The organism is Chryseobacterium luteum (genome assembly GCF_000737785.1).
GTDB lineage: Bacteria > Bacteroidota > Bacteroidia > Flavobacteriales > Weeksellaceae > Chryseobacterium > Chryseobacterium luteum.
Map to the genome: position 1 here is coordinate 89,599 of NZ_JPRO01000020.1, position 13,854 is coordinate 103,452.

The following is a 13,854-nucleotide window of genomic DNA, read 5'->3' on the forward strand; positions in this document are numbered from 1 at the left end:
TGATATAAAATAGGTCTAATGAATAGATTTAAGGGTTATAATTAATATTCTAAAGGCTTTCCTTTGAAAATTTGTCTGCTTCATTAAACCATTCAATCATTAATTTTCAACAATGACCATCTTTATTTATTTTCCTGAATAATCACTTTCAGGCGCTCCCAAATAACTTGGTTTAAGGCCTCCTGTGTTGATTAAAATCTTTTCTAAGACAATTCCGGGTTCTAAAACTCTGAAACGAAGCGTATGTTTCCCCGGTTGCGAAATTTGGTGTTTTGTAATTGATTTAATGATGTGTTCCGACTGCCATTGTCCCAATTCCCCTTTGTAATGACCATTGAAGTTTACAGTTTGCGATGTTCCGCCATCAAAAGAAATCTCGTAGCGCAATCCTTTATTATGATTATAGTTTAAAGTTGGAGCTAATAAAAGTTGTACCTCAAATTCGCCTTTGGATTCAAAATTAATGTCGTATTCCAAGTAAATATTTTCGTCAGGTTTTGGATAGACATTTTGCGGAAAAGTCGTGATGCCGGATTTTGTTTTCCCGAAATCAGGAATGACTTCCCAATGAATTCTGTTTGAATTATTCATTCTTGCAAAATTTTCCGCTTCGATAGAAACATAACCATTTTTCTCCTGGAAAACTTTCTCTTTCGGAACATTTGCTTCAGAAACATATGTGACTTCAGGCATTATATTTACTTTTCCATCGAACCAGGCCTTGTATCCTATCTTCATCTGATCCATCATATGCGTCCATTTTCCGCCTGCAATTTCATTGTTATATTTATTGTCGAGATAAGCATTTCTTTCAAAACATTCTTTCACTTTATCTGCATAGAAATTAGCTTTAAGGTCATTTTTGGCAGCCAATTCTTTATTTTTGGCAACAGCATAATACATTTCGTACAAATTGCTGCACGCATCAATCGGATAAAGAACCAACTGATAATAAGCATCCTGATATTCTGCCGGAATCTGGTCTTTCAAACGTAACGCATCTACTGCCAATGCTCTATAATCATCAAGAACCGTTTCAAATTCACTATAATTTTCAAGGCTGAATGTTTTGCTGTCCAACGTTTCCGGAGTTACTCTTCGGTTATATTTGGCATAAAGATTAATCATTCTGGCAATTTCCTTTGAATGCTTTTCGCCAAACTGTTGAGCAGACCATTTTTCGGTGTATTCCAAAAGATTTTTAGAATTAAATTGTTTCGGATTCCAAGCCATTTCTAAGAAAAAACTGATTGGAAATTCCATTGGTTTCAAATCACCAACATTCACGACCCAAACTTTATCTACACCGTGTTCATAGGAAAGATTCATCTGTTCCCAAACACGTTGAATTGGATTGATGTTAATCCACTTAGAATTCCTCGGTCCGCCTACATAATCGAAGTGATAATACATTCCGTAACCTCCCTTGTGTAAAGGTTTTGAAGGGTCCGGAAGTTTTCTCACATTGCCCCAGTTATCATCACAAAACAGCAAAATCACATCATCCGGAACTCTCATTCCCTTATCATAATAATCCTGAACTTCTTTGTACAAAGCCCAAACCTGTGGTGTTTTGCTTGGATTTTTACCTGTAACATTCTGGATGATTTTTCGTTGGTCTTTTACTATATTCTCTAGCAAGGAAATATTGGTTCCCTCTCCCATCGCCTCATCGCCGTCGCCACGCATCCCGACAGTCACGAGTTTTTCCCAGTTTTTGCTTCTCACGAGTCCGGCTTTCCAGAATTCCTGCAACACTTTGGCATTTTTTGAGTAATCCCAAATGTTCGGAAGATTATTTCTTTTGATGTATCGGTGCCAATCGGTCTGTGCCTGAGCCATCGGTTCGTGATGTGAAGTTCCCATTATGATTCCTATTTCGTTAGCTAATGGTCCACTCAAAGCATCATCATCGTAAAACGCTTTTCCCCACATTGCGGGCCAAAGATAATTCGCCTTAGAGCGAAGAAGCAGTTCAAAAACTTTTTCATAAAATTTAGAATTGATGCCGCCAAAAGTAGCTCTTGCCCAACCGCTGAGCGAAGGTTCTTCATCATTCAGGAAAATTCCGCGGTATTCTACAGCTGGTTCACCATCGGTATAACTTCCTTTTTTGAAATATAAATTTTCTTTCTTTACTACCGGAACATCTGCCCAATAATGCCACGGTGAAACGCCAATCTGCTGAGAAACTTCGTAAATTCCATAAATAGTTCCTCTTTTGTCGCTTCCCGCAATCACAATCGCTTCCGAAACTCCGGGAAAAGGATTGCTGATATTCTGGATGATGTATTTTTCACGTTTTCCGGTTAAAGATTTTCCATCGATCTTTTTTTGTTTGATTAAATCATCAATCACCGATTTTGTTCCGACCGTTCCGATGATGATTAAAGGAGAATTCATTCCTGAAACCTGATTCAAAATAGTTGGTTGCTCACCTGTGACTTTCTGGAAATCGGACTGCAGGTTTTTTACAGCTCTTAATATTCCGGCATCAATATTATTGTTTGTAAATAATGAAATCCTGACTGATTTTTCTTTCAGAAGAATGGCATCATCGCTTTTTTTTGTTGTGATAAATGGTTCTGTTGCCTGTACATTACAACAAGCACCAAACAATAATACAACGAGAAATAGTATTGGTAATCTGTTCATAATCTATATTTTATTTTGATTGGATTGAAACCTTATAGGTTTTAAAAACCTATAAGGTTTAGTTTAACATTTATCGGGGGCGAATCGAACGCAGCCCGAAGTGCCTCTCTATTTTTATTTTTTTAAAGGAATCGGCGAATCTCGTTCCTCGATTTGAGTGGAGCTCTTTTTGTGGAGCAAAGCGGAACAAAAAAGCGGGAACGGAGGGCGGATAAAGCTGCCCAAATTATTCCTGCATTAATTCTTCAACACAAATCCTCCGTTCGGCTGGATTTCAATATCGTATGTTCCTTTTTTATTGATGGAAACCTGTTTTGTAAAAGTGTTTCCGGCTTTATCATCATTGATAAGTTCAACATTTTTGCCTGCCAGCATCGGAAGATTAAGTTTAAGTTTTTTAGCAATTTTTTCCGCATTCACACCTACGACATACCATTTATCCTTATGTCTTCTCGCAATGACCGAATATTTCCCGGGATAGCCGTCGATGAAAACCGTTTCGTCCCAAAGTGTGGGAACTTCTTTCATAAAATCCAATTGAAATTTTAGAGCATCGGTCAGGTTATTGGGCATTACCCCAAACATCTGAACCGGATTTTGAAACAGAACGGCTGTCGCCAACTGAAATCCGTCGGTAGTTAATCTTCTGTTTTTGTCTTTGTTTGATTTGGTTAAAAATTTATTGAGAAAAGTCCCGCCAAACTCCATACTTCCGACTGTATTTCGGATGAACGGATGTAAAGTGGCAAAAAATGCTTCCTGCTTGCGGACATCTTCCGAAAAGTAAAGCATTTCTGAGGCAAGAACAGCTTCGCTTCCTGCATAGTTCGGATACATCACTTCCCAACCTCTCGGCAAAGTAGCACCGTGGAAGATAATGGTTAATCCAAAATCATTAGCATCTGACAAAATATCTTCGTACAGTCGCATTGTTTCCTGTTTGTCTCCTCCGAAAAAATCGACTTTCAAACCTTTTACACCGATTTCCTTCAGCCATTTCATTTCTTTTTTTCGCTCTACGGAACTGCTCATTTTGTTTCGAGGTCCCATTGGTGCATCGTTGGCAGCTCCGTTGGAATTGTACCAAAGCATTACACCCACATTTTTGGATTTTGCGTATTGGATGAGTTCTTTCATCCTGTCTTTTCCGATATTTTTATCCCAAAGTGCATCAATCAAAATGTATTCATAACCGAGTTTTGACGCCAAATCAATAAATTTTGTCTGGTCATCATAGTTCATACTGTTATCCTGCCATAGAATCCAGCTCCAAGTAGATTTGCCAAACTGATATTTTTGCGAAGGTTCGTAAAGTGGTTCCACCACATCAAAAGGAATGGTAGTTTCCACAATCGGTTTTAGAGAATCTCCAACCGTAATGGTTCTCCACGGTGTTTTTCCCGGAAGAGAAAGACTTGCACCTGTACTTCCGAAACCATTGTTTTCAGCCATATTCGGATAGGAAACTTGGTATAGATTTTTTTCTGAAGTAGTGTTAAGATGAGAAGCACAATACAAACTGCTGACTCCCGTTTCCGAAAGTAAAATCCAACCGTAGTTTCCTATATGAAAAAGTCCGGGAAAAACGTAACCATAATCAGCTTTTGTCCCTAATTCCGCATCGGCTTTGTATCCACTTTCGTAACTCGGTGCGGTGCGTGCAAAACCGGTCATCGGCTTCATCATCGGTGATAGAAAAGTTGTGGTTTGTGATGGAAATCTATATCCAGTAATTTCCGATTGTACCACAACACTTAAGCGGTCTTTCATTGGCAGAATTTCGTATCGAAAAGCAATATTGTTATCACTTACCTGAAATTCAATACCAATATTGAACTGGTCTGCATTGGTAAAATTGACAATTAGAGTATTAGCTTTGTACTCAACTTCAGATTTTTTGATTTTCTCGTTGCTGTATTTTTTAGAAACGAGATCTTTTTTGCTGTTGATGAATTTTAAACTCTTAGAAAAATCAGATTCATTGGTGATTAAACCCAACGGAGATTTTTCGAGCATCATTTTCCCCTGAAAAGTCACGGAATACAATGCTTTTCCTTCTTCTGAAAATACATTCAGTTTCAGTTTTCCATCCGGACTGGAGACTTCTGCAACCTGTGCTTTAAGTTCTGATAAAAAACAAAAGCTTATTAATGATAGAAATATGAGTGTAAATTTTTTCATTCTAATTTATTTTGAAAACGTCCAATAATCAAAGAACATAATATCTTTTTCCGCTTTACCATTGAACAAGAAATATAGATTATGAATGCCTGTAATTTTGTTGGACACATTAATTTTAACGGTTTCATATCGGTCATCTCCGCCTGTCATAGGGACTTTTATTGTTCCGACAATCGGTCCTTCTAAACTGTCTAAACGAACGTCCATTGTTACACCGCTGTTATGAGTAGTTCCAACTCTTGCAGAAAATGACTGTGCACCATCTTTTCCAAAATCAACATTTTTTACGCTTGTGTAAGCTCCATTTTTCTTTGCTTTAATGAAAACTCCTGCGACTTTGTTTTGATAAGATTTTACATTTTCCGACCAGGCAATCATTTCAGCCTGATTCATCGTGAATGGATTTATAGAACCAATTGCTTTGGTAATTCCAGTCGTCATTTTGAATGGCGAAATGGAACCGTCTTTGTTGAAGTTAAGTTCTTCTACACTTACCGACCTTGTAAATCCACTTCCGCCTGGCAATGCGCCGTTGTGATAGAAGAAATAAGTTTTCCCTCTGAAATCGATAACGCCGGGATGATTGGTAAAAGATTTTCCTTCCGCAAGCATTATAATTCCGCCATATTTCCACGGACCTTGCGCATTTTTGCTGGTGGAATAGCCGATAAATTCGGGTAATGCACCGCCCGGCCAAAAAAGATAGTAGAGATTTTTTCGTTTGTACAACCACGGTCCTTCTTCGTATTTGGTTGGTCTTTCAGGATTTCCTTCCCTCTTTCCGAAAGATTCTTCGGTCATCGGAACTTCAACAATATCGCCGGAATAGGAAATCATATCCTCGTTCAGCTTTATATATTTAAGTTTTGGATTTCCCCAATACAGATGTGCCTGACCGTCATCGTCTATAAAAACCGTCGGGTCGATATCTCCCCATTCGCTCTGAACAAGCGGTTTTCCCAACGGGTCGTGAAACGGACCAAACGGACTGTCGGCAACCGCAACTCCAATCGCTCCTTTGTTATTGGTTTTAGAAATCATCGGGACATACATAAAGAATTTGCCGTTTCTTTCGATACATTGCGATGCCCAGGCATCACGTTTTGCCCAATCAAAATCTTTATACGATAAAACAATACCGTGATCTGTCCAGTTGACCATATCATTGGTGGAAAACAGTTTCCAGTCGTTCATTGTAAACCACGTAGAATCGTCCTCGTCGTGACTCGTGTACACATACAAACGGTCATTGAAAACCATTGGAGCCGGATCGGCTGTAAATGCAGTCTGAATGATGGGATTCTGTGCAGACAAATTTGCGACAACTCCCAGAAACAGAGTACTCAATATAGATTTTATGGTATTGATTTTCATTTTAAAATTAATTAACATTCAACATTATTTCTTCTGAAAGCTCCAATAATCGAAATTAAAAAGCTCGCGACCCGCTGTGATATTTTTTCCCTGAAAAACAAAATACACATCGTGAACGCCGGAAACGGATTCTGAAATCTTTGCAGTCAATGTTTTCCAGATGTCCCAGCCTCCTGTTCTGGGTACTTCAATTTGTGCTAATTTTGTTCCTGTAACACTGTCCAAACGGACTTCCAGAATTCCGCCGTCAAGCCCGGAAGCTATTGATGCTGAAAACGCAAAAGCACCCTGATTTCCGAAATCTACGGAACGGACTTTAATAAATCCTCCTGTTCGGGTTTCAGTTATGTAAACTCCGGTTTTCTTATTTTCGGTGGTTTTGCATTTCTCAGACCAAGCCATCATTTCTGCTTCGTTTCTTTTGTAGGGATTTACGGTTGCCACAGGGTTAATGCCTTCTTTGGTCATTGTGATTTTCGGAATGCTACCATCAGAATTATATTTGAATTCTTCAATCGCAGTTGACCTTCCGTAACTTCCTGCACCCGGCAATAATCCGGTGTGATAGAACAGATAGGATTTCCCTCTGAAATCAATGATTCCGCCGTGGTTGGTGAAGCTGTTGGTTGGCTGGTCTGTCATTATTTTTCCCTGATATTTCCACGGACCTGTCGGGGATTCACTGGTTGCATAAGACAGGCATTCTGTACGTCCCGTCATTCCTGCGTACATCATATAATATTGTTTATTTCGTTTATAAAACCAAGGACCTTCCACAAAAACATCTTCAAATTTCTCTTGCTTTTGTAAAACCTCATCACTTTTTCCCGGACGTCTGAGTCCTCCAAATGATTCCACCGACTGCGGAATTTCAACGATTTTTCCTTCATACGAAACCATATCTTTATTAAGTTTCACATAAAAAAGATGGCCATTACCCCAATAGAGATAGGCTTGCCCGTCATCATCTATAAAAGTCGTCGGATCGATATTGTCCCAGCTTCCCGTTGTAATCAACGGTTTTCCGAGCGCATCTTTAAATGGTCCTGTCGGACTATCCGAAACCGCAACTCCGATGGCCATATCGTTATTAACGGTTTGGGCACAGATGTACCAGTAAAATTTGCCGTTTCGCTGTATACATTGTGATGCCCAGGCGCGGTCACGAGCCCAGCTGAAAGACTCTAGGGAAATAGGAACACCGTGATCTGTCCAGTTCACCATATCTTCGGATGAATGCACCCTCCATTTCGTCATATAATAAAAATCAAATCCCGGAATGTCATCTCCTGTGTAAACGTACATTTTATCTTTATAAACCATTGGTGCAGGGTCGGGCGAAAAATGAGTCTGGATCACCGGGTTTTGTGCTGAAACGGCAGTACTGAAACCATATAAAGCCAGACTAATTATTATTTTTATTTTTTTCATAGTTAGATTTTATTTTGATTAAAATTCTGACTTTACACCACGACCATCATAAAGAATCGTCCTGTTTATTGTTTTACCATTCAATCCGATTACGCTAATATTGAAAGTTCTTTTTTCTGTCATTCCTTCAAAAGTTCCCTGACGTGAGCCAACCTTTAAAACTTTGGTTTTTTCGTTCCAGGTAAATGGAATTATGCTGTAATTTCCTTTTTCGTAATTGTAGTTATCGCCTTCATCTTCATAAAGCTCAAAAAAACCGTTTTGTCCGGCATAAACTTTAATCGTCATTGTTTCATTTGATTTTTCAGAAGAATATTGCATTATCGGCCCGGAAGGGATGATAGATCCTGATTTGATGAACAAAGGGATTTTGTTTTTTGAAGCATCAGCGGTTATATTTTGTCCGCCGTCATAGCTTTTATCCGTCCAGAAGTCGTACCACGAAGTTTCTTTCGGAAGATATACCTTCCACTCTTTCGCTTCCGGCATTGTCACAGGAGAAACCAATATAGACTTCCCAAACATATACTGATACGCTTGCTTCACAGCCTCCGAATCATCTTTGAAATCCATCACCATCGGACGCATTATAGTAGAATTGCTGTGAGAAACTTCCCAAGATTGAGAATATATGTAAGGCAATAACTGATACCGAAGATTGATTAATTCACGCATTTCTCCTTCCACTTTATCACCATATTTCCAAGGTTCTGTTTCGGACTGATAGCCGTGCGTCCTGAAAATCGGGCAGAATACACCCCATTGAAACCAACGCATCAGAATATCGTGATATTTTGGGTCTGTATATTGAGAAGAACCCGGACGGAAAAAGCCACCGATATCGGTTGTCCAATACGGCATTCCGGTCAAAGAATAATTGAGTCCGGCTACAATTTGTCTTTTATAAGTGTCCCAATCCCAGCCAATATCTCCCGACCAATTGATGGTTCCGTAACGTTGCTGACCAGGGAATGCAGACCGCGTTAATATCACTACTCTTTTATCAGGATTTGTTTTCCTTTGACCTTCATAAACTGCCTGACTTACGAAAAGAGGATAGGTCAATCTGTAAAATTCTCCGGCTCCGAAATACGTTTTTTTCCCCGCCAATGCATCATTTTCCGGTTCTGTGGCATCCATCCACCAGGAATCAACCCCGAATTTAAAAAGGTTATCATTTAAAGCATTCCAATGAATGTTTTGGGTTTTCGGATTATAGATATCAATCCAAGGACTGTCCGGAATGTAAAGCCCTTCATAATCTTTTGCTACAACTGATTTTTTATCTAAATTTTCCCAAACGGATACGGAGAATTTTGAATTTAACTGATGTAATTCTTTAATGAACTGTTCCGGATTGGGGTAATTCTGTTCATCAAATTTCGGAACGCCCCATCCATATTTTCCCCAATACTGCCAATCCTGAACGATCACGTCCATCGGCAATTTTCTTTTTCTGAATTCTTTCACCGTTTCAACAAGATGCGATGCCGAAGTGTATCGTTCCCGGCATTGCCAATATCCAAAGGCCCATTTCGGAAGCATCGGAACTTCACCTGAAATTTCACGATAGGCTTCTATCACTTCATCGGTATCATTGCCTGCAAAAAAAACATAATCGAGAGCTTTGCTGTTTGGAGAGCGGAAAGTTGTGAGATTGCCCGTTTCGCTCCATTTCAAAGTTGGCGTGTTGGAGGCTTTACAAACGACTTGGATTTGATGTTCACCAGCTTTCAAACTAATTTTTGTGCTTACAGCTGGAGGTAGCCATAGATTGGACTGGTCAATGACCGGTTTTCCATCGATTATCAATAAATGCCGGTTATCCATATCGCCCAAATCGAGCATAAAAGTATATTCGGAATCTTTGTCTAAAGATAATTTGCCTTTGTAAGAAGCCTGCTGTTGTGAAACCTTCACGGTTCCATTAGTCGTGGTCACTTCTTTTTCTTCTCCTTTGGAAGATGAATCCTTTTCAAGCAATATATTATTGTCCGCCGGATTGAACCACGATAAGCCGTACTGATGCCACAAAATACCGTATCCTTTGGAAGAATAAAGAAAAGGCAAAGCAATCTGGCTATTGACCTGAATCAGTTTTCTGCTGATATTTTTTAAATTATAATGACCATCCTGGAACTGTCCCAGACCGAAAAGATATTCATCAGATGTTGTTTCAAAGCCTTGTTCTGCGATGTAGCAAGGCTCGGAAGAAACAGTGTTATTAATTAATTTTCGACTATTTATTGCTTCAGCCAGCAGAACTTTTCCTTTTTTATCAAGAAAAGTGAGCCTGGAATTTTTTTTATCGAGCAAAACAGTAACGTTCCCGGATTTAAGCTTTAAAAAATCTTTATTCTCCGAACATTTGAATTTCGGAATCTCCTGTCTGTTGACTAAAACAAACTCACGCTCTTCTGCAGGCAAATCTTTTATCCACTGTATTCTAACCGCATTTTTATGTACCGGATTTATTTTCAAAAAACCTTCCGACAGTTTCACCATTACACCATCTTTATTGACGGTATGATTGATATAGGCTTGTCCGTTCACCATTAAAGGAAACAGAATAAAAAGGTAGATGATCGTTTTCCAGTTCATATAAAATACTTTAGAATGTGATTATTTAATTCCGTTAAATTTATAATAAGCCACACCGTGTGCCGGAATATCCAGTGGCAGGCTTTCGTTAGTTGTATTTAATTTCGCAATATCTTTCTGTCTCCATAAATCACGGATGATTTGTTTTCCTGATATTCCAAGTTTTGAAAAATCTTTGTAACTCATATTCACTTTTTCCCTTCCGAAATTAGCAAATGCAACCGCTTTGCTTCCGTCTTCCAATTCTTTGATATAGATTTTAAGTTCGCCAATCGTCTGAAGGCAAACGCCCTGTTTTCCCAAAGCATCCTGATTCACAGCTATCACCTCATCATTCGTTAAAAGGTTTAAGGTAAAATCATCCAGCTTTTCAAGGTCACAACCAATGAGCAAAGGCGCTGAAAATATGCTCCAAAGGCTGATGTGGAGATATTGCTCATCCGGTTTCAGACGGCTTTTATGAGGATTTCCCCAACCTACTTCGCCTACGACAAGCATATCTGCATCATTCCAATTGCCTGGTTTTGCGAACGGAGTGGCTTTGTCCTGAGCCAATGCAATGCTTTTGACGCTTGCCCAGGTATCAGTAATATCATTGGTAGTCCTCCAAGACTGTGCATTTACTTTATCACCCCATTTCCAGACATCTCCCATCCCGTACTGACAGAGGTTATAGACAATATCTCTCGGTTGCTGACGAAGCAAATCGCCCATTACTTTGAAAGGTTTTACTCCTTTTTCCGGGTCGCCTCCTCCCTGAAAAGCCAAGGAAGGAACTTTGAAAGGGTCATTTTCCGGCAGACCGTCTATCACTCCGCCATAACTGCACCAGTCGTATTTCAAGTAATCAATGCCCCATTTGGTGTAGCTTTCGGCATCCTGTTTTTCGTAGCCGTAGCTTCCGACACATCCACCGCAAGTCCACGGACCAGGCGATGAATAAATCCCCATTTTTAATCCGTTAGCGTGAACATAATCGGCAAGACCTTTCATATCGGGGAATTTTGAGTTGGGAATGATAAATCCTTTTTCATCACGCATTTTGGGATGGTCTTTGGAATCTCGGTTGTACTGCCAGGAATCATCGATGTTGATGTAGCTCCATCCGTGATCCGCCAAACCACTTTTAACCAAAGCATCGGTGGCACGTTTTACTTTATCGGCAGAGACTTCGAGCCCGAAACAATTCCAACTGTTCCAGCCCATCGTTGGCGTGAGGGCAATCCGGTCTCCACAATTAATTTTTAATTTTTTTGATGTTTTTCCTTTTGCATTCTGAGCGATTAATTCTACTTCGTAAATTCCATTTTTATCCAGTTTCCCAGTGATGATTCCTGTTTTTGAATCTATTTTTAATCCTTTCGGAAGACCTTTTACAGAGAATGTCATTGGTCTTTCTCCGGTTGCAGGAATCCTGAACAGAAACGGAGAGCCAGGACGAACGCCAAAAACTGTTGCCGAATTGATTCGTGGCATTACAGGAGCCTTTGGTGTTAAAATATATTCTTCTGATGAAATTGGATTGAACGTTTTTAAGGTATTGCTTCCTGTGGTTTCAAATTTTGCATTCACCCAATTGGCGTGATCGTAATAAGGACCGTTTCCGCCGTCGGTCACCAAGAGTTCTAACTGATATATACCTTCTAATGAAACTGATACAGGTTTTGCCTTGTCGCCAAGATGCATTATATCACTGGACCATATTTTTTTATTATCTCCATAAATTTCAAAAGCTACTGCAGGATCCTGCCCCTTAACCTCATCATCAAGTCCGACCAAAGCCGTAAATTTCTTTGCTTTTCCGTCTAACTTAATTAACAGAGAACTTTCGGCGTGGGTTCCGAAACCTCTTTTGAAAACTTCTCCGGCAATAGTCAATGGTTTTCCGGCTACGGAAGTATTGATGCCCGGTTTGCCGTGACCTTGGGTGGAAACGCTGAGGTCAAGTTCATCAAGCCAAACTATATTCTGGGCATTCAGGCAACATCCGGTTATGAAAAAACTTAGAATAAAGAGTTTAAATCTGTACATTTTTGAAATTGATTAAGATGATTCATTGTATTTAAAAAAATATAGAATTGTCCATAACTTCGCCTAGGTCTTCGACTCCGCTCAGACTGACACCGTTAAAACTCACGGCTAGTATTGGAGATGTCACACTGAGCGAAGTCGAAGTGTCTATGTAATTCTTTAATTTGAACTAAATTTCCACCAGTCAAAGTAGAACAGGTCTTTGCTTCCTTTAAATACAAAATATACATCGTGGACGCCTTTTATGTTTTTTACGTTAGTTTTAATGGTTTTAAAGACATCGCCTTCAGCTTTGCCTGTTACCAGAACAGTCCCTAATATCGGTCCGTCAACAGCATCGGTATGGATTTCTATACTTCCGCCATTCATTGAAGCGACTGAAACTTCCAGAAATTTGGTTCCTTTTGAAAAATCAACACCCTGAATTTTGAGGTAATCGCCATTGTTAATCGATGAAACCACAAGACGATCGGTAATTTTTTTGCCCGTGTCGTAAGGATTATTTCTTTCCCACTCGGTCATTTTTTCTGTTTTTAAACCTTCACTAAAAGCAATGGTTTCTGCTTCAACTTTATCATATGGATTCAAAGTAGCAATTCTTTTTACGCCTTCTGGATTCCAGAAAGGTAATTTTTGAATCGTACCGTCGGCATTGTAAATCAACTCGCTTACACAAATGGAACGGCGCTCATAATGTTTGCTAATTGTTTGTTTTCCCAGATTGTAATTGAAACCAAAGACATAAGATTTTCCTTTATAATCAATGATTCCGGGATGATTTCCGTTGGAGCGTTTGTCGCTGTCCATAATCATTCCTTTGTATTCCCACGGACCGGTTGCCGACTTGCCCATTGCGTAACCGATTCCTTCGGGACAGCACGTTGAGGCATACGCCATATAATAATTTCCGTTGCGTTTCCACGCCCAAGGTCCTTCCTGATAATGGAATGGATCCGGCGAACCTTTGACTTTGGCAATCGACGGGTCTTTCACAACAGCTCCATCTACGGAAATCATATCTTTATTCAGCTTTACGTACCATAAATTGGGATTTCCCCAGTACAAATAAGCCTCTCCGTCGTCGTCAATGAGAATAGTAGGATCTATATCATCACTTGAATTTTTCACCAACGGTTTTCCAATAGGATCTTTAAAAGGACCATACGGACTATCCGCCACCAAAACACCGATTCCTCTTTGTCCGGGCATCGGGCAGTACATATAAAACTTACCGTTTCTTTCGATGACTTGAGGCGCCCACGCTCCGTTTTCCGGGTCGGTCCATTTAAAATCCTTTAAAGAAGCCACAACACCGTGATCTGTCCAGTTGACCATATCGGTTGAAGTGTACAACAGCCAGTCTTTCATTTTAAATCCGAATGCATCATCTTCGTCGTGACTCGTGTACAGAAAAACGGTGTCTTTGTAGACCATTGGTGCAGGGTCAGCTGTAAATTTGGTCTGAATGATGGGATTCTGGGCAGACAGCGAAAATCCTGTAATCATCAACCCGATATTTAAAGTATATTTTAAAACTGTTTTCTTAATCATAATTATTTTTTTTGAATGTAATTCTTCCGT

The 13,854-nt window shown here is 39.6% G+C and carries 7 protein-coding genes; all 7 read right to left on the bottom strand.

Going from position 1 to position 13,854, the window contains the following annotated elements; translation table 11 throughout:
- Window positions 1-126: 126 nt before the first annotated feature.
- The 7 genes from IX38_RS17765 to IX38_RS17795 all read right to left on the bottom strand — a co-directional run bounded on the left by IX38_RS17765 (window position 127) and on the right by IX38_RS17795 (window position 13,824).
- Window positions 127-2,655, bottom strand: a complete 2,529-nt coding sequence (locus tag IX38_RS17765) for a glycosyl hydrolase 115 family protein (protein ID WP_034707207.1) — start codon at window positions 2,653-2,655, stop codon at window positions 127-129.
- A 237-nt stretch (window positions 2,656-2,892) separates the two neighbouring features.
- Window positions 2,893-4,836 (bottom strand): glycoside hydrolase family 97 protein, encoded by a 1,944-nt coding sequence (locus IX38_RS17770; RefSeq protein ID WP_034707208.1) that lies wholly within the window; start codon window positions 4,834-4,836, stop codon window positions 2,893-2,895.
- A 6-nt stretch (window positions 4,837-4,842) separates the two neighbouring features.
- Window positions 4,843-6,210 carry a glycoside hydrolase family 43 protein gene (locus IX38_RS17775; RefSeq protein WP_034707209.1) on the bottom strand — a complete coding sequence of 456 codons (1,368 nt, stop codon included), beginning with the start codon at window positions 6,208-6,210 and terminating at the stop codon, window positions 4,843-4,845.
- Window positions 6,211-6,234: 24 nt separating this feature from the next.
- Entirely contained in the window at window positions 6,235-7,641 is a 1,407-nt protein-coding gene (locus IX38_RS17780; protein ID WP_034707210.1) for a glycoside hydrolase family 43 protein, read from the bottom strand.
- 18 nt (window positions 7,642-7,659) lie between these two features.
- Window positions 7,660-10,242, bottom strand: a complete 2,583-nt coding sequence (locus IX38_RS17785; RefSeq protein WP_034707211.1) for a glycoside hydrolase family 31 protein — start codon at window positions 10,240-10,242, stop codon at window positions 7,660-7,662.
- 21 nt (window positions 10,243-10,263) lie between these two features.
- Window positions 10,264-12,273 (bottom strand): NPCBM/NEW2 domain-containing protein, encoded by a 2,010-nt coding sequence (locus tag IX38_RS17790; RefSeq protein WP_034707212.1) that lies wholly within the window; start codon window positions 12,271-12,273, stop codon window positions 10,264-10,266.
- A 159-nt stretch (window positions 12,274-12,432) separates the two neighbouring features.
- Window positions 12,433-13,824: a glycoside hydrolase family 43 protein gene (locus tag IX38_RS17795; RefSeq protein WP_034707213.1), complete on the bottom strand. Its 1,392-nt coding sequence runs from the start codon at window positions 13,822-13,824 to the stop codon at window positions 12,433-12,435.
- Between the last annotated feature and the right edge of the window lie 30 nt (window positions 13,825-13,854).

Coding starts and splice junctions, on each gene's coding strand:
- IX38_RS17770 (WP_034707208.1), bottom strand. CDS start 4,836: ATGAAAAAATTTACACTCATATTTCTATCATTAATAAGCTTTTGTTTT.
- IX38_RS17795 (WP_034707213.1), bottom strand. CDS start 13,824: ATGATTAAGAAAACAGTTTTAAAATATACTTTAAATATCGGGTTGATG.
- IX38_RS17785 (WP_034707211.1), bottom strand. CDS start 10,242: ATGAACTGGAAAACGATCATCTACCTTTTTATTCTGTTTCCTTTAATG.
- IX38_RS17790 (WP_034707212.1), bottom strand. CDS start 12,273: ATGTACAGATTTAAACTCTTTATTCTAAGTTTTTTCATAACCGGATGT.
- IX38_RS17775 (WP_034707209.1), bottom strand. CDS start 6,210: ATGAAAATCAATACCATAAAATCTATATTGAGTACTCTGTTTCTGGGA.
- IX38_RS17765 (WP_034707207.1), bottom strand. CDS start 2,655: ATGAACAGATTACCAATACTATTTCTCGTTGTATTATTGTTTGGTGCT.
- IX38_RS17780 (WP_034707210.1), bottom strand. CDS start 7,641: ATGAAAAAAATAAAAATAATAATTAGTCTGGCTTTATATGGTTTCAGT.